Origin of the sequence: Aestuariibaculum marinum, assembly GCF_014596975.1 — a bacterium.
In the GTDB taxonomy this organism is placed as follows: Bacteria; Bacteroidota; Bacteroidia; order Flavobacteriales; family Flavobacteriaceae; genus Aestuariibaculum; species Aestuariibaculum marinum.
Genome location: NZ_JACVXD010000002.1, coordinates 157,497 through 182,194, shown reverse-complemented (window position 1 = coordinate 182,194; position 24,698 = coordinate 157,497). Strand labels below are relative to the sequence as shown.

At 36.6% G+C, this 24,698-nt stretch carries 19 protein-coding genes and 1 riboswitch; of the genes, 1 reads left to right on the top strand and 18 read right to left on the bottom strand.

The features are described 5' to 3' along the window. Window positions 1–37 precede the first annotated feature (37 nt). The 13 genes from ICJ85_RS04675 to ICJ85_RS04615 form a co-directional block, all read right to left on the bottom strand. The gene (locus ICJ85_RS04675; protein ID WP_188222620.1) at window positions 38–691 is read right to left on the bottom strand and encodes a DUF3826 domain-containing protein; all 654 of its coding nucleotides are present in this window, start codon (window positions 689–691) and stop codon (window positions 38–40) included. A gap of 94 nt (window positions 692–785) precedes the next feature. Continuing rightward, window positions 786–1,898, bottom strand: a complete 1,113-nt coding sequence (gene thiH, locus ICJ85_RS04670) for a 2-iminoacetate synthase ThiH (RefSeq protein ID WP_188222619.1) — start codon at window positions 1,896–1,898, stop codon at window positions 786–788. A gap of 9 nt (window positions 1,899–1,907) precedes the next feature. Further along, window positions 1,908–2,678, bottom strand: coding sequence for a thiazole synthase (locus ICJ85_RS04665; protein WP_188222618.1), 771 nt, complete (start codon window positions 2,676–2,678; stop codon window positions 1,908–1,910). A 2-nt stretch (window positions 2,679–2,680) separates the two neighbouring features. Then, window positions 2,681–3,322, bottom strand: coding sequence for a thiamine phosphate synthase (gene thiE, locus ICJ85_RS04660; protein ID WP_188222617.1), 642 nt, complete (start codon window positions 3,320–3,322; stop codon window positions 2,681–2,683). Between the two features lie 4 nt (window positions 3,323–3,326). Then, the gene (locus ICJ85_RS04655; protein ID WP_188222616.1) at window positions 3,327–4,091 is read right to left on the bottom strand and encodes a hydroxymethylpyrimidine/phosphomethylpyrimidine kinase; all 765 of its coding nucleotides are present in this window, start codon (window positions 4,089–4,091) and stop codon (window positions 3,327–3,329) included. Window positions 4,092–4,095: 4 nt separating this feature from the next. Beyond that, on the bottom strand, window positions 4,096–4,680 hold the full coding sequence (locus ICJ85_RS04650) for a thiamine phosphate synthase (protein ID WP_188222615.1): 585 nt from the start codon (window positions 4,678–4,680) through the stop codon (window positions 4,096–4,098). 9 nt (window positions 4,681–4,689) lie between these two features. Then, window positions 4,690–6,549: a phosphomethylpyrimidine synthase ThiC gene (gene thiC / locus ICJ85_RS04645; protein ID WP_188222614.1), complete on the bottom strand. Its 1,860-nt coding sequence runs from the start codon at window positions 6,547–6,549 to the stop codon at window positions 4,690–4,692. Between the two features lie 24 nt (window positions 6,550–6,573). After that, window positions 6,574–6,777, bottom strand: a complete 204-nt coding sequence (gene thiS, locus ICJ85_RS04640; protein ID WP_194420811.1) for a sulfur carrier protein ThiS — start codon at window positions 6,775–6,777, stop codon at window positions 6,574–6,576. Between the two features lie 108 nt (window positions 6,778–6,885). Then, a riboswitch (TPP riboswitch) is annotated at window positions 6,886–6,981 on the bottom strand. 131 nt (window positions 6,982–7,112) lie between these two features. Then, window positions 7,113–8,957 (bottom strand): M1 family metallopeptidase, encoded by a 1,845-nt coding sequence (locus tag ICJ85_RS04635; protein WP_188222613.1) that lies wholly within the window; start codon window positions 8,955–8,957, stop codon window positions 7,113–7,115. Between the two features lie 108 nt (window positions 8,958–9,065). Continuing rightward, the gene (locus tag ICJ85_RS04630) at window positions 9,066–10,679 is read right to left on the bottom strand and encodes a S8 family peptidase (protein ID WP_188222612.1); all 1,614 of its coding nucleotides are present in this window, start codon (window positions 10,677–10,679) and stop codon (window positions 9,066–9,068) included. Between the two features lie 28 nt (window positions 10,680–10,707). Then, window positions 10,708–11,568, bottom strand: a complete 861-nt coding sequence (locus tag ICJ85_RS04625) for an MBL fold metallo-hydrolase (protein WP_188222611.1) — start codon at window positions 11,566–11,568, stop codon at window positions 10,708–10,710. 133 nt (window positions 11,569–11,701) lie between these two features. Beyond that, entirely contained in the window at window positions 11,702–12,205 is a 504-nt protein-coding gene (locus ICJ85_RS04620) for an NAD-binding protein (RefSeq protein WP_317173059.1), read from the bottom strand. Next, window positions 12,192–13,478: a cation:proton antiporter gene (locus ICJ85_RS04615; protein WP_188222610.1), complete on the bottom strand. Its 1,287-nt coding sequence runs from the start codon at window positions 13,476–13,478 to the stop codon at window positions 12,192–12,194. Before ICJ85_RS04615 ends, ICJ85_RS04620 begins: the two co-directional genes overlap by 14 nt. A 126-nt stretch (window positions 13,479–13,604) precedes the next feature. On the opposite strand from ICJ85_RS04615, the gene ICJ85_RS04610 reads away from it, so the two are divergent. Continuing rightward, complete coding sequence (locus ICJ85_RS04610; protein WP_188222609.1) at window positions 13,605–15,434, top strand: cation:proton antiporter; 1,830 nt, start codon at window positions 13,605–13,607, stop codon at window positions 15,432–15,434. Between the two features lie 68 nt (window positions 15,435–15,502). Here the strand turns inward: ICJ85_RS04610 and ICJ85_RS04605 are convergent, their stop codons facing one another. From ICJ85_RS04605 to lepA, 5 genes are all read right to left on the bottom strand, one after another. After that, on the bottom strand, window positions 15,503–17,902 hold the full coding sequence (locus ICJ85_RS04605) for a glycoside hydrolase family 31 protein (protein WP_188222608.1): 2,400 nt from the start codon (window positions 17,900–17,902) through the stop codon (window positions 15,503–15,505). A gap of 148 nt (window positions 17,903–18,050) precedes the next feature. Then, on the bottom strand, window positions 18,051–19,958 hold the full coding sequence (gene glgB, locus ICJ85_RS04600; protein WP_188222607.1) for a 1,4-alpha-glucan branching protein GlgB: 1,908 nt from the start codon (window positions 19,956–19,958) through the stop codon (window positions 18,051–18,053). Between the two features lie 3 nt (window positions 19,959–19,961). After that, window positions 19,962–21,227, bottom strand: coding sequence for a glucose-1-phosphate adenylyltransferase (locus ICJ85_RS04595; protein WP_188222606.1), 1,266 nt, complete (start codon window positions 21,225–21,227; stop codon window positions 19,962–19,964). Beyond that, window positions 21,224–22,642, bottom strand: coding sequence for a glycogen synthase (locus ICJ85_RS04590; RefSeq protein ID WP_188222605.1), 1,419 nt, complete (start codon window positions 22,640–22,642; stop codon window positions 21,224–21,226). The genes ICJ85_RS04595 and ICJ85_RS04590 overlap by 4 nt, the downstream gene beginning before the upstream one ends. Window positions 22,643–22,790: 148 nt before the next feature. After that, on the bottom strand, window positions 22,791–24,587 hold the full coding sequence (lepA, locus tag ICJ85_RS04585) for a translation elongation factor 4 (RefSeq protein WP_188222604.1): 1,797 nt from the start codon (window positions 24,585–24,587) through the stop codon (window positions 22,791–22,793). Window positions 24,588–24,698: the final 111 nt, after the last annotated feature.

Sequence of the window (24,698 nt, the reverse complement as noted above, 5' to 3'; positions counted from 1 at the left end):
AGTGATTCTTGTAAATTGATTTCTATGTTTTTCTGTATTATTGATTACTCTCTTTTTTGGCTTTCATTTTATCCACATAGTTTTTATACATTTTTCGCCAGTTACGACCATTATTGTTTAAAAACTGTTCGTTTTTAGTCTTATAGATTTCGAAAATAGCTGAAATCTGTTTCATACTTTTAAAATCAATTGCCATTTCGCGAGCTTCTTTTAGGTTTTTAATGAGCTCAGCTTCTTCGTAAGGCTTTAGATAAGGAACGATTTCACGATAGGCTTTCATAGTGAAATCGACTTTTCCAATGGTATATTTATCTAGAATAAATTCTACCTGATCTTCAGTTAAATTATTATTTAAACCTGTCATTAAATCGGTATGAACATTATCTGGCATGGCTGAATCAGCAATAATAGAACGGTCTAAATCTGATAGTTTTTCTCCGGTCCTTGGGTTTATTCCTGCTGGAACTTCTTCAAACGAATGACTGTTATGCCAGTTGCGAACGGCCGTTAAATGCGATGTAATTAAAGAGGTAACTGTGGTTTCCTTCGATTCGTCATTTAAGTTTAATTCCTTAACCCAACCACTTGCTTTATCCCATAAACTTTCGGTTTGTGCAAAACCTGAAGTTGAAGATAGAATAAGGGCAAGAATTAATGTTTTAAAGGTTTTTGTTTTAATTGAATTTAGCATGCTTTTAGGTTGAAAATTTTAAAAGTATAAAGGTACTTTAAATGTTATGCAATGTCAAAATTCTACTCGATAATCGAGATTAAAATACTATAATTTACCAATTGTTTTCCCAGTCTTTCCAAACAGGTTCCAAACCATTGTTCTGAAGCATTTTAGCAATAGTTTCGGTAGGGCGTTCATCTGAAATTTCAAATTGTTCTAAGGATTGTGGTTCTACAACATAACCACCCGGATTGGTTTTCGATTCGGCACTTAATGAAGTTACTCCAAGGTGCACAATGTTATTTCTAAAGGTTTCACTTTCTCGTGTACTCATCGATAATTCCACATCTTCATCTAACAATCTAAAGGCACAAATGGTTTGTACTAAGTCGCGATCGGTCATTTCTACTTTGGGTTCTAAGCCACCGCTATGCGGTCTTAATCTAGGAAAAGAAATTGAATATTTTGTTTTCCAATACGTCTTTTGAAGGTACTTTAAATGTAGTGCGGTAAAGAAACTATCGACACGCCAGTCTTCCAATCCGAACAAAGCGCCTAGTCCAATTTTATGAATTCCGGCACGACCTAAGCGGTCTGGTGTTTCTAGTCGGAAGTCGAAATTTGACTTTTTCCCTTTCGGGTGATGTTTTTTATATTCAGCTCTGTGATACGTTTCCTGATAGACTAAAACGGCATATAAATTAGCTTGAATTAGTTCTTCATATTCATCTTGGTGTAATGGCTGAACTTCAATAGTAATATTCGAAAATTGATCTTTAATCAATTCCATCGCATGTTTTATATACGGCACGCCAACCGTTTTATTGGCTTCACCAGTAACTAGTAAAATATGATCGTAACCTTTTTCTTTTAGGAAAGCGACTTCCTTTAAAATTTCGGCATCGGTTAAGGTGCGACGCGGAATTTTATTGGTCATACTAAAACCACAATAGGTACAAATGTTTTGGCATTCGTTAGATAAATACATAGGCACATACATTTGAATGGTATTTCCAAAACGCTTTTTAGTAATTAATCGGCTTTGTTGCGCCATTTGCTCTAAATACGGTTTAGCGGCAGGTGAAATAAGCGCTTTAAAATCTTCTAAATCACGCTTGGTTTTAGCCAGTGCAAATTCAACATCCTGTGATGTTTTAGCATTAATACTGGCTAAAGTATCATCCCAATTATACGTATCGAATAGGGTTTGAAATGAAGTATTCATAATGAGTTTTTAGTTTAAAAAACTGGTTAAAGGGCTGCTCGCTTCAGCATGGTGTTTCACAGAAGCCAATTTGGAATTGTAAGCCATACGGCCAGCTTCAACAGCCATTTTAAAGGCTTTAGCCATAATAACAGGATTTTGAGAAACGGCAATAGCGGTATTTACCAAAACTGCATCGGCACCAATTTCCATGGCATAAGCCGCATGCGATGGACTCCCAATTCCAGCATCGACAATAACAGGTACATTACTTTGTTCTATAATAATTTCTAAGAAATCAAGTGTCTTTAAGCCTTTATTGGTTCCTATTGGAGCGCCTAATGGCATCACACATTGGGCGCCAACATCTTCTAATCGTTTGCATAAAACGGGATCGGCATGAATGTATGGCATCACCACAAATCCTAATTTTACTAATTCTTCAGCTGCTTTTAATGTCTCAATAGGATCAGGTAATAAGTATTTTGGATCTGGGTGAATTTCTAGTTTAATCCAGTTGGTCTCTAAAGCTTCACGAGCCAATTGGGCCGCGAAAATAGCTTCTTTAGCATCGCGAACACCTGACGTATTTGGCAGTAAATTAATGTGTGGACGCATAATACTTTTTAGCATTTTGTCTTGTTCATTATTCACGTCTACACGTTTTAAAGCAACGGTAATCAGTTCACTTTCGCTTTCTATTAAAGCATCAGACATGAGTTGGTTGGAACTGAATTTTCCCGTTCCGGTGAATAATCTGGATTGAAATGTTTTATCGGCTATGTGTAATAAATCGTTCATAATTAAAAAGTGTGTCGTTGTTCAAAAGTTGCTGATGCGTTTAGTAACTTGTTGAAGGTTGAAATGTTATTGAAATTTTCTGTAATAGCACCAGACATGGCAATACCGTAAATTCCGGTTTGTAAAAGTTGTGGAATATCCTGTTCAACAATACCACCAATGGCAATTATTGGAGTTGTAGATTTTAATTGCTTAACTATCGACTGATAGCCTTCAAAACCTAAAATCGGACTTAAATTGTCTTTGGTTTGAGTGAATCTAAAAGGACCTAAACCAATATAATCGACTTTTTTATTAATTAGATTTTGGCAATCTTCAAGGGTATTTGCGGTGCCTCCAATTATAAACCACTTACCTAAATGCTCACGAGCTTCTAAAGGACAAGCATCGGTTTTTCCTAAGTGAACCCCATCAGCATTCACTGTTTTTGCTATTTTATAATGGTCGTTTATGATTAATCGTGTTTGAAAATGTCCAGTAATTTCTCGTGCTTTTTCAGCAGTTTTTAGTAAGGTGTTTTGGTCTGTGTTTTTTAGACGAAGTTGTACCAGTTCGGCGCCATAAGTACAGGCTTTTTGGATATTATGCAGATGTTCTTCTGGCGTTTGTCCTTGTGATATATAATGTAATTTAGCGATGTTCATAATATTATGTTTTTGTTTGATAGGCATGTTCTCCAAGTAAACTAGAGTTAGAATTTAAGAATCGTTCTGTGTAATATTTAGCAAGTTTTGAGGCGTCTTCCAAAGGAATATCTAAAGTCAAATTAGAAGCTAAAGCCGACGATAATACACAACCACTACCATGTTTTTCAGAAATAGTTTCTGTATTTGGTGGAATGTTTACCATAACAATGCGGTTATAATATAGCTCGTCCCAGCCTTTTTTGTCTTTACGATGACCGCCTTTTAAATAGATATTTGTAAAAGCAGAAATGTGTTCTATAGTTTCCTCAATGTTTAATTCGGGGTATAAACGTTTAATTTCATCGTAATTTGGAGTGATGATATTGCAATATGTCCAGATAGCATCCAAAGTAGATTGATGGTCTTTAGAATGAAAATCGAAACCTGCACTAGCTTTTAAAATAGGGTCTAAAACAATTTTTATGTCAGGGTTTAGCTGTTTTAATTGTTTTAAAATATGGAGCAAAATCTCCCAGGATTCTACAATACCGATTTTAACAACTGATATTTCAAAACGTTGAAATAAGGTGTCAATTTGAGCTGAAATGATTTCAGGGTTTGTCCAGATACATTGTTTAAAATCCACATCATTCTGAACGGTTATAGCCGTAAAAACTGATAAGCCATAAAGTCCATGAGCCTCAAAAGTTTTAATATCCTGAGTAAGTCCTGCTCCGCTACTCGGATCAAATCCGGCTATTGATAATATGTAAGTATTGGTATCCAAATAATTAGTTTTTGTAATGCTTTTGCATGATTTTAAAATCTTCTACAGGCGTTTTACTTTGCCAAATGCCTCCTAAAACACCAACGCCCTTATAACCTAACTTATCAAATTCAGATAGGTTTTTGGTGGTAACACCACCCATGCCAATAATGGTTTTGTTAATATGATTTACCTTGAAGCCTTGCCCTTGATAGCCTTGTTTTGAAATTGATGAAAACACCGGACTCAACAAGTGATAATCAAAATTAAATTTGCAATCGGCAAGTTCTTCAGGTGAGTGAAATGAACTGCTTATTGAAATCTTATTTTCTTTTCTTAACTTTTGAAAAGCTTCCGTTGAAGTTTCTCGTCTTTTAGCTTCCTGAAAATGAATGCCTTTTAAGTTATAATGTTCTAAAAGCTCATGAAATTCATGAACCACTACTCTATTGTGATATTTTGTCTCTATTTGATTCAGGTAATCACTATAAAATTGAAAATCTTGATGCGGTTTACGTAAATGAAAGTATTGTAATCCTTCACGAAATAATTCATGAAGGATTATGATTTCATTATCAAGTATATGTTCAGGGGCAATTAGAACAATCATATTTTACTTTTACAGGTAAACTTCAGAACCTTTTTCTTTAAATTCTTGTGATTTCTCTTTCATCCCTTTTTTAATGACCTCGTTTTCTACAATGTCATTTTCTTTAGCAAAATCACGCACTTCCTGTGAAATCTTCATTGAGCAGAATTTTGGTCCGCACATCGAACAGAAATGAGCAATTTTAGCACCTTCAGCAGGTAAGGTTTCATCGTGGTATTCGCGCGCACGCTCAGGGTCTAAACCAAGATTAAACTGATCTTCCCAACGGAACTCGAAGCGCGCCATACTTAAAGCATTGTCACGATGTTGAGCACCCGGATGCCCTTTGGCTAAATCGGAAGCATGAGCAGCTAATTTATAGGTGACCACACCTACTCTAACATCTTCTTTATTTGGTAAGCCTAAATGCTCTTTAGGTGTTACATAACACAACATGGCACAGCCGTACCAGCCAATCATAGCAGCCCCAATACCAGAAGTAATATGGTCGTAACCCGGCGCAATATCTGTGGTTAAAGGTCCTAAGGTATAGAAAGGCGCTTCATCACAAACCTCGATTTGCTTTTCCATATTTTCTTTAATCATGTGCATTGGTACGTGACCTGGACCTTCAATAAAACATTGTACTTCGTGTTTTCTCGCTATTTGAGTTAATTCGCCTAGAGTTTCCAGTTCAGCAAACTGCGCTTCATCATTAGCATCGGCAATAGAACCCGGACGTAAGCCGTCACCTAAAGAGAACGCCACGTCGTATTGTTTTAATATTTCACAAATCTCTTCGAAATGAGTATATAAGAAACTCTCTTTGTGATGCGCCAAACACCATTTAGCCATAATGGAACCACCACGAGAAACTATACCAGTAACACGTTTAGCCGTCATAGGCACATAACGTAATAGTACACCAGCGTGAATTGTGAAATAATCGACACCTTGTTCGGCTTGTTCTATTAAGGTATCGCGGAAAATTTCCCAGGTTAAATCTTCGGCAACACCGTTTACTTTTTCTAAAGCTTGATAAATTGGTACGGTTCCAACAGGAACTGGTGAGTTACGAATAATCCATTCGCGTGTCTCGTGAATGTTTTGTCCAGTAGATAAATCCATGATATTATCGGCGCCCCAACGACAAGCCCAAACAGCTTTTTCAACCTCTTCTTCAATAGACGAAGTCGTGGCTGAGTTACCAATATTTGCATTAATTTTCACTAAGAAATTGCGACCTAAAATCATAGGTTCGGCTTCCGGGTGATTGATGTTTGATGGAATCACCGCACGACCGCGAGCCACTTCTTCTCGAACAAATTCTGGCGTAATTTTATTAGGAATAGCAGCTCCAAAATCTTGACCAGGATGTTGTTTTCTAATCTCAGTCATTTCATCGATACGCTGATTTTCACGAATCGCAATGTATTCCATTTCCGGCGTAATAATCCCCTGTTTAGCGTAATGTAATTGCGTTACATTCTTTCCTTTTTTGGCACGTAATGGCTTTTTTAAATGTGAAAAACGCATGTGATCCAAGCTTGAATCGTTTAAACGCTGGTTACAATATTCAGATGAAAATTCATTTAATTGTTCAACATCTCCGCGATCTAAAATCCATTGTTCACGAATGCGTTCAATACCATTGTGCACATTGATATCTTTATTTGGATCCGTATATGGTCCTGAAGTATCGTAAACTGTTACGGGTTCGTTTGGCATTAATTTTCCAGTGAAGGTATCTTTGGTATCACTCAAAGAAATTTCACGCATCGCCACTTTTATTTGAGGATGAATTTTTCCTGAAACGTAAATCTTTCTAGAGTTGGGAAATGGGTTTCTTGTAATTTGCTCTTGCTTTGGAGCGGTATCTTTATTTTTCATGAGTTGTGGTTTTTCAAAGTTTAATTATCCCCCTTGGGTTGCCTGAATAATGAGGATATTATCGCCATCCTGTAGCAATTGATTTGCCCAGTTGGTTTTGGAAATAATTTGTTGATTGATGGCTACAGCAATGCCAATTTGTGGATAGTTTTCCTGAATCAGTAATTGTGAAACATTGACATTGGCATCAATATTTAACTTACGTTCGTTAAGTTGAATGGTTATCATTTACAATACATTTTATATTGTAAACCATAGAGGAAAATAAAGACTTTGAAAAAAGACACTTCGCGATTTGAAGTGTGTTTATGAAAAGGTGTGCTAGTCTGTATTGCAACAGGCTATTCAACTTTTCCCTTCGACGGTACTAACCGTATCAGGTTCAAAGGGTATGTCTCAGTTCTAAATATTAGAACACCCCTAAAGTTTACAACACGAAGGTATTAAAAAATAAAGTGTTGGCACAATCATTTTAAAATTATTTGATTTTATAGGAAACAACAAAAGGCCTCTTTTAATAAAAAAGAAGCCTTTTGTTACTTAAAATAAAATGAGGAATGAATTTACATTTTATTGTTTTCTTTATTAATGTCTGCCATCAATTCTTTAGGGTCGATTTGTACAGATTTTACAGCTTTATTTGCTTTTAACGTGTAAACCGGGTATGCCCAGGCCCAATCTGGGGCAATAGTTGCTGTAGTTGGCTTTTCACCACGCATCATTTGTAACGGAATGTAGAAATCTTCAGTAGTTCCGTCGGTGTAGGTTACAGTTAAATCTAAAGGCATTGGCATTAGGCCAATACGCTCAAGGGTAATATTTTCACCATTTATAACTTTAACACCGTAATCTATGGTGTTTGTTGTTTGTGTAAAATCGATTAAATACCAATCTAACTCTAAACCAGATACTTTTTCGGCAGAGCGGATAATATCAATAGGTCTTGGGTGTTTAAATGAAAAATCATTAAAGTATTTCTTGATTGTTTTTTTCAAGTTTTCTTCGCCGATTACATACCCTAATTGAGATAAGAACACTTCACCTTTACTATATGCCGAAATGCTATACGCTTGATTAAACTGGTAGCGATCGGCTTGCGTAGAAAGTGGTTGTTCTTTGCCAGATTTAGCTAAATAAATATAGTTTTTGTATGCTGCCGCTGTCGGGTTTTCTTTTCCTTCATTCATGATCTCATTCATAGCGAAATCACTAATATAGCTGGTAAACCCTTCGTCCATCCATTCGTGTTTTGTTTCGTTAGTGGCTAATAAGAACTGAAACCAGGTATGTGCCATTTCGTGAGCAGTAACGCCTACCAGACTACCAAAACTTCTGTCTCCCGTAATTAATGTACACATGGCATATTCCATACCGCCATCGCCTCCTTGAATAACAGAGTATTGCTTATATGGATACGTTCCTACGTGCTCACTATAATACTGAATTAATTCTGCTGCTTTTGGCTGGAATTTTTTCCAATAATTAAGTTTTTCCTTATCTAAAGTCTTTTTGTATAAAAAGTGTAATGTAGGTCCATTTGACGATTTTAAAGTATCGTGAATATACTCTGGATCGGCAGCCCAGGTAAAGTCATGCACATTAGGCGCCACAAAATGCCAGGTTAGTTTTTCTCCATCAGGGCGATTTACAGTTGATGTTTCGTAACCATGACCTACTTCATTAGGGTTTTGAAGGTACCCTGTCCCTCCTACTACATAAGTTTTATCAATGTGAAGTGTTACATCGAAATTACCCCAAACACCGTGGAATTCACGACCAATATATGGGTCGGTATGCCAGCCTTCAAAATCGTATTCAGCTAATTTTGGGTACCACTGAGTCATAGAAAGTGCAACTCCCTCTTTATTATTTCTTCCCGAACGACGGATTTGTACCGGTACCTGAGCATCGAAAAGCATATCGAAGGTTACACGCTCTCCCGGTTGAATAGGTTTTGCAAGTTCGACTTCTAAAACAGTACCAACAGTATCGTAAGTTAGTGAAGTACCATTTTGTTTCAATGAGTTAATTTTAATATATCCGATTTCATCAGGACTAAGTTTACTTATGCGGTCGCCTACACGAGCGTCTGGGTCGGCAATAGTGCGCGAACGTACGTCCATTTCGCTACCCGGTTGGAAGGCATTAAAGTATAAATGGTAAAATACTTTGTTTAAAACATCCGGTGAATTGTTGGTGTAAACCAGCGTTTGTTTTCCTTGATATTGATAGTTGTTTACATTCATATCAATATCCATAGTGTAATCTACATGTTGTTGCCAGTAGGTTGATGCTGCCGGTGTATTAGGAATGACCGGAACTGTTGGCGTAATTGTAGTATATTCTTTAGAACCACCACAAGATGCCAATAATGACAGACTTAAAATAGAGATAAAAAATTGTTTCATCTAAGGGATTATTAGTTTTGTTAAACGTAACGCTCTTGGAGTAAAATACCAAAAGTCTATAATTAAAAAAAGAGGCATATGCCTCTTTTTTTAATAGAATATCATCTTTTATTTGGCTGAAGATTCTTTAGCAGCCATAATTAAAGCATTGTAAGCATTAACTATTCTACCTGAAGTAGTTAACTCGCTAAATGGTCTAACATCGTTAGTGTCACCAGCAACAACAACTTTAAGGTTTAAGGCTAGACCAGAATCTAAAATAATTTGTTTTACTTGACCAGCGCTTAAATCAGGGAAATAAGAACGAATTAAAGCGGCAACACCAGCTACAGCAGGAGCAGCCATAGATGTACCTCCTTTAGTATCGTACTCGTTTTCTGGAGTTGTTGAGTAAATTTTAGCTCCTGGAGCAAATACATCTACATTCTTTTTACCATAGTTAGAAAAACTAGCTAATAATCCTGAACCGTATTTAGGTTCTAAAGCACCTACTCTAATGTAGTTATTAGCGACTTCAACGTAGTTTACGTTATCGTCTGGGAAGTTAGGTTTCACATCAACATCTTTACTTTCGTTTCCAGCAGCGTGAACAAAAATCACATCGTTGTCAGCAGCATATTTAATTGCTTCACGTACCCAATCGCTGTGTGGAGAATAGCTTTTTCCAAAACTTCCGTTAATTACTTTTGCACCGTTATCTACAGCGTAACGAATAGCTAATGCAATATCTTTATCATACTCATCACCATTTGGTACCGCTCTTAAAGACATAATTTTAACGTTGTTAGCAACACCATCTACACCTTTTCCATTTCCACGTTCAGCAGCAATAATACCAGCTACGTGTGTACCGTGACTTTCTGATTTTTTTACTGGTTTAACGTTTCCGTTTCCGTAGTATTTAGTCGACATATCGTCTGGGTTATCTCCAGTTACACGACCATTAAAGTTCAAGTTTAGGTTGTAGTTTAAACGTTCAGCGAAGTGCTCTAAACCACTGTTAATTTCTTCTTTAGCATCTTGAAGAGAGTCTAAACCGTTGCTGAACATAAACTTAGCCATTTGCACCGCTTTGTTTAAATCTTCATCAGTCGTTGCTCCAATAGCGTTAATTTCTTCTTTGGTATAATCTGCTTTTCCGAAGTGTTTCGTAAATGTTTCATCGGCAGATTTTAATTGCGCATAGATTTGCTCGTAACGCATTTTTCTGTCATTCCATGTTTGAAACTCTTCATCGTATTCCGCTTTAGCAGCTGCATATTGAGGATTGCTTGTATCTCCTTTTGCAACAATACGAGTAAGCTCTAATTGCTCGTCGTAACCATCACCTAAGAAATTCCATCCGTGGACATCATCAACATAACCGTTTTTATCATCGTCAATACCGTTTCCTGGAATTTCATCTTCGTTTGTCCAAAGCACATCATTCAAATCTTCATGATCGATATCAATACCAGAATCGATTACAGCTACGATAACGCTAGCTCCTTTTTTGTTTTTAAGTAACTCTTCGTATGCTTTTTCAACACTCATTCCAGGAATGGTGTCTTTTACTAAATCTAAATGTCCCCAAGTTTGTTTTTCTCTCTCGGTTAATTCAGAAACTTTTAATGGCGAAGAATCGATATTTTCAACAGGTGTTGATATGAAACTAGAGCCACCGCAACCAGATAATAGGGCAGTTGCAGCCACTGTTAATGATAATCTTTGAATTGTTTTCATTTTGATTGTAATTATTTTAATCTAATTTTTATTTGAACATGTCCTCGGCAGTAAAAACGTCTTTTAATCGAACGCCTTTTTCGGTATGCTGAACCGTGATAATCTGGTTATGTGCATCGTGTTCTAAAAACAAATAGAAGTTTTGGTCTGCTGCGAGGTTTAAGAATTTTTCCTTTTCATCTAACGTTAATAATGGGCGGGTATCATAGCCCATAACGTATGGTAAGGGTAAATGTCCTGCTGTTGGCAATAAATCGGCCATAAAAGCTATGGTATTACCTTGATATTGAATCAGTGGAATCATTTGTTTTTCCGTGTGGCCATCGGCAAAAAAGATATCGAAACCTAATTCCGATTGTTTTAAAAGATCTCCTTTAGGAAGCGCCGTAAACTTTAATTGTCCACTTTCTTCCATTGGCAGTAAATTTTCCTTTAAAAAAGAAGCCTGTTCTCTACGATTAGGTTGTGTCGCCCATTGCCAGTGGTTTTCATTACTCCAATAATGCGCATTTTTAAAGGCAGGCTCGTAACCGGTACGGTCTTTATTCCATTGAATGGCGCCTCCACTATGGTCGAAATGTAAATGCGTTAAAAAGACATCGGTAATATCATCACGATGAAAACCGTATTGTTTTAACGATTTATCAATGCTATCATCACCCCACAAATGGTAATATCCAAAAAACTTATCTGATTGTTTATTACCCATGCCAGTATCAATTAAAGTTAATCGATCACCGTCTTCAATAAGTAAACAGCGAGCAGCAATATCAATCATATTGTTAGCATCGGCAGGGTTGGTTTTTTGCCATAATGATTTTGGAACAACGCCAAACATAGCACCACCATCCAGTTTAAAATTACCAGCGTTTATAGGGTATAACTTCATAAGTGGTGCAAATTACTAAAATTAGAGTAATTGCCTTAAAACGTTAAGAATATATTAAGAAGAAAATAACAATAGGTTATATTTACTAAAGTAGGTTTTTTAGTTTAGAATAGCTTCTTTTATTGTGTGTGTATTATTCAATATAAATAACTATTTCGTTAGCTTCTAAGGTATCATTATATCCAAATGGACGTTTGTTGCCGTTAATGTCTAAAATAACAAGCGGTAGAACTTGGTTGTTTTTTTGTAGTTGAGATTTCACCCATAATCGGGTAGTGGTTTCTTTGGTTATTTTGGTTTCCACTTCATTATAATTCGAAGATTGAATTTTTTCTATCCAAGGTTTTATGTCCGTTCGGCTTGCAAATAGGGTAGATGCTGCGCCTAAAAGGTTAACACCTGCCCCTTCGTTATTTTCATTTGGAGAGATAACTACATATTTTTCAGGGACGTAAAAATTGTCGTTTGCCAATTGAGAAGCTAATAGATTAATCTCTGTATTTTCGGTTAAAGCAATAAATGTTCTGAAATCTTTAGCAGAGGCCTCGAGTAATGTTGCTTCTTCCAAAACATTACCATGTATACATTTAAACCCTTTGCTTTCGGCTTGTTCAGATAAGGTTTTATTGGCGTCTATAAAGATTATTTTCTTTTAAATGTTTACCTACAAGAAGTCCTAATGGGTTTGCTCCTAATATAATGCATCCTTTTTTAGAAAATTGTTTAACCAGTTCGCCGCGTTTTTTTAACCAGTTAGTAGACCATGTTAATAATAGAGGCACAGAAAGTGTTGTTATAATAGCCATGAATACCAAGATTGAAAAAATTTCTTGGGTAATCACCCCTTTTTGTAAACCTATCCCGGCAATTACTATTTCTACAGCACCTCGACCATTCATTCCTGTTCCTACGGCTAACCCTTCTCGCCAGCCATGTCCACTAGGTAAATAAAATAGTATTGTACCAAATATTTTACCAATAAATGCAGCACCTAGTATTAGAATCAAAAGATTTAAATCGGATTGAAATACATCAAGGGAAACATGAAATCCGGCAGTAACAAAAAAGATAGGAGCCATAAAACCTACCGATACATCGTGAAAAACATTAGAAATATTTGTGCTTATTTTTTTAGGAAATAGATCATCTTTTATGAAAAGACCAGCCATAAAAGCACCTAAAATACCATGAAGTCCAACCAATTCTGATAATTCTGAGAGTCCAAAAACGATGATTAAAAGTAGAGAAAAATAAAATGTACGATTCTTAATGTTTTTGTCTTCAAACCATTTGATAAGTTTAGGGAGAAGGTAAAGTCCGAATACCGTTGCGAATAAAAAGAACAGAATTATTTTACCGCTAATCCATATGATTTCATTCAAATTTACAGAGCCAGCGTCTATAAAACTTGATAGTCCGGCAAAAATAATCAACGCCATAGTATCTGAAAATAGGGCGCCTGCCATTAAAACATAGGCAATACGGGTATCTAATAAGTTTAAATCTACTAAAATCCGACTTTTAGTAGCTAAGGAAGTAACGCCAACAGCAATACCAACAAAAAGCCCTGCTATACTTGTACCGCCAGATAATGTTACTACATAATACCCTAAAGCAAACGGCACCACAAAGCCACCAATAGCCGCAAGAAGTCCTGCCCAAGAGGCTTTTCCTAAATCTTTAAAATTAATTTCCATGCCAATGTAGGCCATAAGGAGGATAACACCGGCTTCAGATAGGATTGTTAAGGTGCTTGAGGTATCTACAAGACCTAGCAATGGCGGACCTATAATTATTCCAATAAGTAATTCTCCTAAAATGGCAGGGTATCCGAAACGTTTAATCAAGGCTCCAGCACCCCAAGCAGAGAGCAGGACGAGGAACAGGTTTAAAATATCAAATCCTTCCATAATAGCCTATTTAGTTTAAACGGTGTATTCTAAATATCTGAAATTTTTTTAAATATCCCTAATAAGATAGCCATTTAGTAGTCAATTTTTAATATTTTGCTATTATCTAAGTAAAAGAATTTGTACATGATTGAACTTTCGGGTATTGTTATTTTAGGAATATTGTCACAATGGGTTGCTTGGCGGATGAAACTCCCCGCAATTTTGCCGTTAATCCTTATAGGGCTTTTTGTAGGTCCTATTTCAACATTGTTTTCTGCAGATGGTAGTAAGTGGATTGAGCCTGTTTGGAATGGCGAAAAAGGATTATTTCCTGGAGACAGTCTTTATAGTTTTGTATCCTTAGCCATTGGTATTATTCTTTTTGAAGGAGGATTAACCTTAAAGCGAAATGAAATATCGAAGGTAGGCCCAGTTATAATGAAGCTAATCAGTATTGGCGGACTCATTACTTTTATAGGGGCTGGTTTAGCAGCACATTTTATATTTGACTTAAGTTGGAAAGTGTCCTTTTTGTTTTCGGCTCTCATTATAGTTACAGGGCCTACGGTTATAGCTCCTATTTTGAGAAATATTCCTTTAAAAAAGGAAATTTCAACCGTGCTTAAATGGGAAGGAATTTTAATCGACCCGATTGGTGCTTTAGCAGCCGTGTTAATGTTTGAGTTTATTAGTATTGACGAAACCAATGGGTATACTCTTCAGGCTATTATAGAATTTGGTAAAATTGTCGTGGTAGGTTTGTCTTTTGGTACTACGGCAGCGTTGGTGCTATATTTTTCAATTAAGAAAAAGCTCATACCACATTACCTGCTTAACGTAACGGCCTTGTCTGTAGTGTTATTAGTTTTTGTAGAATCGGACATCTTTGCACATGAATCCGGACTTTTGGCGGTTGTGGTGATGGGAATGGTATTAGGAAATAGTAAGTTGCCCAACTTAAAAGAGCTTTTATATTTTAAAGAATCGTTGAGTGTTTTACTAATATCAATATTATTCATTTTACTGTCGGCGAATATAAATCTTGAAGATCTACTAATTGTTTACAATTGGAAAACCGTTTTACTCATGGCTATTATCATATTTGTTTTAAGGCCATTGGGTGTTTTCTTAAGTTGTTCAAACTCGGGACTTAAGTTCAATGAAAAAGTATTTATAAGCTGGGTAGGACCAAGAGGTATTGTAGCAGCGGGAATCGCCTCTTTATTTGGTACAAAACTGGCATTTAGAGGCGAGCCTTATGCCGAATATATTACACCATTGGTTTTTACAACCGTTTTGGTAACAGTTCTTTTAAATGCAGCATCTGCACGTTATGTAGCCAAATGGATAGGGGTGTATCTTAAAGCAAGTAATGGTATTTTAATAATTGGTGCTTCTGAAGCATCGAGAATTATTGCAAGGTATTTGAAACAAAATGCGCGTCATGTGGTGTTAATCGATAATAACCTGGATAATATAAACAAAGCAAAAAACATAGATTTAGATGCCATGCAGGCGAATATTTATTCTGAAGACTTGACTAACGATGTCGAGTTAAGCGATATCGGTTATTTATTAGCGTTTACGGGGAGTGATGAGATTAACAAATACAGTATTAATAAGTTTAGAGATCATTTAGGAGAGCGAGGATCGTATAGGTTGATTTCGTCCCAAGAAATAAAAAACCAGGAAGATATGTCATTAGATACGATTTTCTCTACCAAAGATGATTTCATTAATTTTAGTGAAGTGGCCAGAGATTATCCTATTATCCATGAAGTAGATATCAATACAAAAGAGGAATACCTCAAGAAGATTGATAAACTTAACAGAGAGCAAAAGGCCATTCCTTTATTTGTTAAAGATCGCGACGGAGAGCTTCATATTATATGTACCCTTACCAAAGAGTTTAAAATTGAAAAAGAGTTTAAACTAGTGTATTTAGGAAAACCTTTCGATAGTATAGATGTTTAAATTGATTAATAAAAAAAGCGCTTGTTAAATACGAGCGCTTTTTTGTTCAACTTGTTTTTGTGTGGAGTTTATAAAATATGTAAGTCGGTAAAGTCTTTATTAATGATAAAAGAATTATTCCCGTTAAGCTGAATATCTTTAAATGAATATTCTACTTTATCGATAATCACTTTTTTAATTTTAAACGGTAAACCGTGTAACTGTAGTTTAAACGTATCATAAGGTGTGGTGTATTTACCAGATTTATGTTGTTGTATAACAAGTTCTGTTGTTTTACCGGTTAAGCTAAAGTTTCTTAGGCTATATCTACCTTTAATGTAATCGTAACCATCGTGGGCATCTTCATAAACTTCGGAGGTTTCTTTACCAATTTTAAAATAAACGTCCAGTTTTAACTCGTCAATTTCTTTTTCTCCTACAAACTGCTGTACAGGATATTTAGGTATTAATGCACCCGATTTAATGAATATAGGCATACTATCTAAATCGGCATCAACCCATAACTCCTGACCACCTTCAACAATTTCGTCGGTCCAGTAATTATACCATTCCCCAGTCGGGAAATACATGCGTCGTCCTTTAGCATTAGGCTCTAAAATAGGGCAGGCCAGTATTTTTTCACCACATATAAATTCATCACTTCTGTAATGGGTATGGGTATCTAACTGATCGTATAATACCAACGATTTTAAAATAGGAATACCTTCTTCGGCATAACGCCAAAAAGCAGTGTATAAATAGGGTAGGAGCTCATATCTTAACTCGATAAATTTACGAACCACATCCGTTATATTTTTTCCAAAAGTCCATGGTTCCTGATCGCCATGATCGCCGGAAGAGTGTGTTCTACAAAACGGATGAAAGATACCTAACTGAATCCAACGTGCGTAAAGTTCGCCGTTAGGTTGTTCTGCAAATCCACCAATATCCGATCCGATAAACGAGAATCCAGACATACACATACGCTGTGCCTGAATATTGGCAATCGATAGGTGTTCCCAGGACGCGACATTATCACCTGTCCAGCTCGATGTGTAACGCTGGGTTCCTGAATAAGCTGCACGTGTAATGACAAACGGACGCTTAGGGTAGGCAAACTTTTTCAAGCCTTGATAAGTGGCTCTTGCCATTTGCATACCGTATATATTGTGGGCTTTCCTATGTGAACAGGGGTTACCCTCGTAATCGTGTCTTACATCGTCTGGAAACGATTTTCCAGGTACATCCATTACAGCAGGCTCATTCATGTCATTCCAAACGCCTTTAACGCCTATTTCTTCAATTAATTCTTGAAAAAGGTTAGACCACCACTCGCGTACTTCCGGATTCGTAAAATCAGGGAAATAACACTCACCAGGCCATACTTTACCTTTCATATAAGGGCCATCTGCACGTTTACAGAAGTAATCGTTATCTAAGCCTTCCTTGAACACCGAGTATTCCTTGTCGATTTTAATTCCCGGGTCAATGATAACAATGGTCTTAAAGCCATCATCTGCCAATTCCTTAACCATACGCTTCGGATCTGGGAAATATTCTTTACTCCAGGTAAAACATCTAAATCCTTCCATATAATCGATGTCTAAATAAATAGCATCACATGGAATTTTTAGTTCTCTGAATTTATTGGTGATTTCTTTTACTTTCGCTTCCGGGTAATAACTCCATTTACACTGGTGATATCCTAAAGCCCAAAGCGGCGGTAATTGATGTGGTTTTCCGGTTAAATCGGTGTAGTTTGCAACCACTTCCGACATTTCTGGTCCGTAAATGAAATAATAATTCATTTCACCACCCTGCGCCCAGAAGCTGGAAATATTACGTCGCTCCTGACAAAAATCGAAATACGATCTGAAGGTATTATCAAAGAAAATACCGTAAGCTTTTTTATGATGAAGTGCCGTATAAAACGGAATGGTTTTGTAAATAGGGTCGGTATATTTTCCGTAGGCGTAAGAATCGGTTACCCAGTTTTCAAAGCGCTTGCCTTTTAGGTTTACATCGGCAGGTTTGTCGCCTAAGCCATAGTAGCTTTCACCTTCCTGTGCAACTTTAGACATCTTTACAATATCGCCACCAAACTCGTAACTTTCCTCCCAGTGAAAACCTAATTCATCTTCACAAATCAAGTCATTGGTCTGTGCATCATAAATAGCGGTTCTTAAATCGGCTTTATTAACGTGACATTTAAGTTTAGCTGTAATAATGATATATTTATCTTCTTCCTCTTCAACTTCTAAATGGTTATAACCTCGACTGGCGTATTTGGTAATAGCATATGAAAAATCGTTTTCAAAGATACCTGATGTTGTAAATCGAAAACGTAGTACACTATCGCGCTGTACGGTTATTTGTAAAATCACACCATTTTCTGTGGTGAAATTTAGAGTGTCAAGATTTTTTTCGTAGGAAATTATATGGGAAGGAAACAAGTTTCCTTTATACTCTAATTCTGTATTTAAAATCATAAAATTATAACTTTAGTATATGCATCATTAAAAGTACTAAAACAATTAATTTTTAATGCGCTATTATTGGCAAAAATACAAGAGACAAATTGCGTAAAGCGCAACATATCAGTTATATAATTGCGTAATGTATAACAAAGCCTTCTTGCTAGTTAAATTTGAAAATAGAAATGCCTAAAGGAGGTAAAGTAATTTCCGCCGAATAGTCTTTACCATTATAAGGCTTGTCTTTTATAGTGATAGCTCTTGAATTTAAAACGCCACTGCCACCAAAGGCTTCGTCATCACTATTAAAGATCTCCTTAATTTTTCCAGATACAGGTAAACCAATACAATATTTTTTATGAATGGTTGGTGTTAAATTACAAACAACAACGACGTTGTCTTCTGGGTTTTCGCCTTTTCGTATATATGAAATCACAGAATTTTCATGATCACCGTAGTTAATCCATTCGAACCCGTCATAAGAAAATCCTTTTTCAAATAGTGCTGGGGTAGTGGTGTATAATTTATTTAAGGCCTTATAATAATTTTGGAAATTTTTGTGCGGATCAAATTCTAACAGATTCCAGTTTAAACTCGCCTGAAAATCCCATTCGTTATACTGACCAAATTCGCCACCCATAAACAGTAGTTTAGTGCCTGGGTGAGTAAACATATAACCAAAAAGCACGCGCAGATTAGCAAAGCGCTGCCATTCGTCACCTGGCATACGCCCTAAAATAGAATTTTTACCATAAACGACTTCGTCATGCGATAGGGGTAACATGAAGTTTTCTGAGAAGGCATAAGCCAAACTAAAGGTAATATCGTTTTGATGGTATTTACGGTATACAGGATCTTTAGAAAAGTATTCTAAGGTATCATGCATCCAGCCCATCATCCATTTCATACCAAAGCCTAGTCCTCCCATAAAAACAGGTTTAGAGACGCCTGTAAATGCTGTTGATTCTTCAGCAATTGTTTGTACATCGGGGAAGGACGCATAAATTTCTTTATTGAGCTCTTTCATGAAGTCAATCGCTTCCAGATTCTCTCTTCCACCGTAAATATTTGGTTCCCATTCACCGTCTTCACGAGAATAATCTAAGAATAGCATTGAGGCTACGGCATCGACACGTAAGCCATCGGCATGGTATTGTTCTAGCCAGAAAATGGCATTACTAATCAGGAAAGATTTAACTTCATTACGACCGTAATTAAAGATTAAACTCTTCCAGTCCTGATGATAGCCTTTACGTTTGTCTGGGTGCTCATATAAATTTGAGCCATCGAAAAACCCTAGACCATGGGCGTCTTCAGGAAAATGTGAAGGCACCCAGTCTAAAATAATACCTATATCATTTTGATGTAATTTGTCTACTAAATATTTAAATTCTTCCGGATAGCCGTAACGTGAGGTAGGAGCGAAGTATCCTGTAATTTGATAACCCCAAGACGGATCGTAAGGAAACTCCATAACAGGCATTAACTCGACGTGTGTAAAGTTCATGTCCTTAACGTAGTTTACCAATTCATCTGCCAATTCAAAATAAGATAGCGATCGGTCTTCTTCAATGTTGCGTTTCCAGGAGCCTAAATGGACTTCGTAAACCGAATATGGTGCATTTAAAGCATTGTACTTTTTACGCTTTTTCATCCAATCGGTGTCTTTCCATTTGTAGGTGTCATCCCAAACTATCGATGCTGTTTTGGGAGGGTGTTCACATCGTCTGGCGTATGGATCGGCTTTTTCAGTTTTAATACCGTTATTATGACTTTCAATTTTGTATTTGTATAGGTTGCCTTTGCCAACAAAAGGAATAAAGCCTTCCCAAATACCACTGCTGTCCCAACGCACATTTAACTCATGTTCGCCTTCGGCCCAGTAGTTAAAGTCGCCAATAACCGAAACCCGTTTAGCACTTGGTGCCCATACAGCAAAGTATGTGCCTTCAATGCCATCGACGGTTACTATATGAGAGCCAAATTTTTCGTAAAGCCTATAGTGTTTACCTGCTTTAAATAAATTGATATCGAAGTCTGTGAACAGACTATAAACTTTAGTTTGAGCCATAAATTATATTACAAATCCGTTAGGTATAGTTGCACCGCTTTTTACTACTACAATGCCATCTCTTACTGCGTACATGTCATTTTCGGTGTCTTCTAAATGACTGCCACCATTAATTCTTACGTCGTCTCCAATGCGACAGTTTTTATCGAGAATAGCATTTTTAATAAAGCATCGTTCGCCAATACCCATTAATATTTTGATATGTTTTTCTTCTATTTCCTGAAGGGTTTCGTAAAAGTCGTTACCCATCATATAGGTTTTTATTACGGTGGATTCTTTACCAATGCGGGAACGAATACCAATAACCGATTCTTCAATCTTTGCTGCTGCGATAATACAACCTTCAGAAATAACGGCTTTATCTAAATTGGTTCCTGCCAGTTTGGTGGTTGGCAGCATTCGGGCATGCGTATAAATACGTCTGTTTTCGTCGTATAAATCGAATTTAGGAATGTTAGCTGTTAAACTAATATTGGCTTCAAAGAAGGATTCAATAGTTCCGATATCGGTCCAGTAACCTTCGTATTGATAACTTAAGGTTTTATGTTTGTTGATTGATTGCGGAATGATTTCTTTTCCAAAATCTATGGTCGATTCGTCATTCATTAATTCAACTAATAAATCCCGATTAAAGATATAAATCCCCATTGAAGCCAGATAGTTTCTACCTTCAGCTTTCATTTCATCACTTACTTCCGAGGTCCATTCAGGTAATAAACTAGCATCTGGTTTTTCAATGAACGAGGTAATGATACTTTCTTCGTCTGATTTTAAAATTCCAAAACCGGTAGCATCTTTTGCATTAACTGGAATGGTTGCAATAGAGATTTCGGCACCGCATTTTTCGTGGGCCTCAATCATTTTATCGTAATCCATTTGATAAAGCTGATCACCAGATAAAATTAAAATGTATTCACAATCGTGCCTTAATACGTGGTGCATACTTTGTCGCACGGCATCTGCTGTTCCTTGAAACCAACCTTTATTTTCAGGTGTTTGTTCTGCTGCCAATACATCGACAAAAGCACTACTAAAAAAACTAAAGTGGTACGTGTTTTTAATGTGGCGGTTTAACGAAGCAGAATTGAATTGTGTTAACACAAACATACGCTTAATGTCTGCGTTAATACAGTTAGAAATAGGAATATCGACCAACCTGTATTTTCCGGCAATTGGTACTGCTGGTTTTGAGCGTTGTTGCGTTAATGGGTGTAATCGAGATCCCTGTCCACCACCAAGTATGATGGCTAAAACCTTGTTGTTAATCATTGTTGGCTAGATTTTAATGTGTTATATAAATTAATGTATTCTCCAGCAGAAGCGTCCCAAGAATGGTCTATAGCCATAATCTGGCGCCTAATGCCTTTATAGGTTGGTTGGTCTTTATATAGGGTTATAGCTCTATCGATAGCTTCGGTTATTTCGGAAACGGCTGTATTTGGGTGGCAAATACCAAAGCCGCCTTCTTCATTAATATCAGTTACGGTATCTTTTAAACCGCCTATGCTTCGTACAATAGGAATAGTTCCATATCGCAGGGCATACATTTGATTTAAGCCACATGGCTCAACACGCGAGGGCATGAGTAAAAAATCCGCCCCGGCATAAATAATATGTGATAACTTTTCGTCGTAGCCTATAAAGGCATTATAGGTTCCAACAAAGTCTGATTTTAGATCTTGTAATTGGCCTTCAACCATTTTATTTCCTGATCCCAATAATAAAATGGAAAGGTTATCTTTTTCGAGTGCCAGTTTAAACACTTCGGGAAATAAATCCGATCCTTTTTCATCAACCAGTCTACCAATAAAAGCAAACAATGGTTTTTTAAAGTCCAGATTAAAAGTGTCGCATAGATATTTCTTGTTAGAACTAGCGCCTTTATCAACGGTTTCTATGTCATAGCTTTTTACGATATAGGTATCGGTTTCCGGATTCCATACTTTCCAGTCTATTCCATTTAAAATACCGGTGCATTTTTCACTTTCGGCACTTAACAAGCTTTCTAAACCATTGGCAGCCTGTTTAAGTTCTTCCATATAACTTGGCGAAACGGTAGTTACACTCCAAGCGCATTTTATACCTGCCGCTAAGGGGTTAATCTGGCTGCCCCAATCCAATAATCCAACATGGTCAAAATTAAACGGAGGAATTAAACCAACCTTTTCATGCGAAAACCAGCCTTGATATTGCGCATTATGAATGGTAATGATATTCGGAATATTTCTGAAGGCTTCATATTTATAACTTTCCTGAAGCATGAATGGGACCAACCCAGTATGGTGGTCGTGGCAATGGATAATATCCGGGTAATCATGCCAGGTTAGTAACCAGTCTAAAGCGCCTATTTGAAAGGCTAAAAAACGCTCGGTGTCATCGAAAGAATATACATAATCTTTAAATAACAAATCCGGAACATTTACGAAAAAGACATCAAAATCTAATGGCTTATCTTTTAATACTAAAATTTGAAAATCGTAAACGGAATCTCCTAATTTTAGCTGTGCATCGTAAACTGAAGAAAACGTGTTTTCCTGAGTAAATTTGTTATCATAAAATGGCATGATAACCTGAGATGTGGTGCTTGAGCTGTTTTGGTATTTTGGTAAAGCTCCAACGACATCAGCTAGCCCGCCTACTTTTGCTACGGGATAACATTCTGCACTTATATGTAAAATAGTCATTAAATATTTTTGCTTTGTTATAAACTTACAAAAATATTGTCCACTTTTTTAACATACGTTCATTTTTAAAGAAAAAATTACATTATCGAAATAATTCAAAAATATCAATAATAATTTCTTATAAAAACGCCTGCTGATTATAAAAATGTTAGTCGTTAAGCTTTAATACCGCCATAAACGCTTGCTGAGGGATTTCAACGTTACCAACTTGTCGCATACGTTTCTTACCTTTTTTCTGTTTTTCAAGTAATTTACGTTTACGAGAAATATCTCCACCATAACATTTTGCTGTTACGTCTTTACGTAAGGCCTTGATGGTTTCACGAGATACAATCTTGGCACCAATAGCTGCCTGAACAGGAATATCGAATTGCTGACGCGGAATAAGTTCTTTTAACTTCTCACACATTTTTCTACCAATAGTTTGTGCGTTATCGGCGTGAATTAATGCAGAAAGCGCATCGACAGGTTGTGCATTCAATAAAATGTCTAAACGTACCAGTTTAGATGGTTTCATTCCTATTGGGTGGTAATCGAAAGAAGCATACCCTTTAGAAACCGTTTTTAAACGATCGTAGAAGTCGAATACAATTTCCGCAAGAGGCATTTCAAACGATAATTCTACACGCTCAGGAGTTAAATACGTTTGATTGGTTACAATACCACGCTTTTCAATACAAAGCGACATGACATTACCAATAAAGTCCGATTTGGTAATAATGGTGGCTTTAATATATGGCTCTTCAACACGATTTAAAGTTGAAGGATCCGGTAAGTCGGATGGGTTGTTTACAATGATGGTTTCTTCAGTGTTTTTATTGGTGTAGGCATGGTACGATACGTTGGGTACGGTGGTAATTACCGTCATATCGAATTCACGCTCTAAACGTTCCTGAATGATTTCCATGTGAAGCATTCCTAAGAATCCACAACGGAACCCAAAACCTAATGCAGCCGAGCTTTCCGGCTGGAAAACCAGCGAAGCATCGTTTAACTGTAGTTTTTCCATAGAAGCACGAAGGTCTTCGTAATCTTCGGTGTCTACAGGGTAAATTCCGGCGAATACCATTGGTTTTACATCTTCGAAACCTTCTACAATGTTTTGTGTTGGCTTTTCAAAATCTGTAATGGTGTCACCAACTTTTACTTCTTTAGCCGTTTTAATACCGGTAATAAGATAGCCTACATCTCCGGTTTTAATATCTTTTTTTGCAACCTGAGTTAGTTTTAACGTTCCAACTTCATCGGCGTAATAATCTTTGCCTGTTGCTACGAATTTAATGTGCTGTCCTTTTTTAATTTCACCATTAAACACTCTAAAATAGGTTTCAATACCTCTAAAGGTGTTGTAAACTGAGTCGAAAATTAAGGCTTGTAATGGCGCATCCGGGTCACCTTTAGGGGCAGGAATACGCTCGATAATAGCTTTTAAGATGTTGTCTACACCAAAGCCTGTTTTTCCACTGGCGTGAATAACATCCTCAGGATCACAACCTAATAAATCAACAATATCATCGGTTACTTCTTCAGGGTTGGCACTCGGTAAATCTACTTTATTAAGAACAGGAATAATTTCCAGATCGTTCTCTAAAGCTAAATATAGGTTAGATATGGTTTGTGCCTGAATACTTTGCGCGGCATCAACAATAAGTAGGGCCCCTTCACATGCGGCGATAGATCGTGATACCTCATAAGAGAAATCAACGTGACCAGGAGTGTCAATAAGATTTAAAACGAAATGTTCACCTTCGTGAATGTAGTCCATCTGGATGGCGTGCGATTTAATAGTAATACCGCGCTCGCGCTCCAAATCCATATTATCTAATAGCTGATTTTGTTTTTCCCTTTCGGTAACCGAACCAGTATAGTCTAATAAGCGGTCTGCAAGTGTACTCTTCCCGTGATCTATATGTGCAATGATGCAAAAGTTTCTAATATTCTTCATAAAACTGATCTAAACCTAGATATAATTTGCAAATATAGATGTTTTCAAATTGTATCTCTCTAAAATATTACTTGGAGTTATAATTCAGATGAATAATTAGTTTTTTTAATA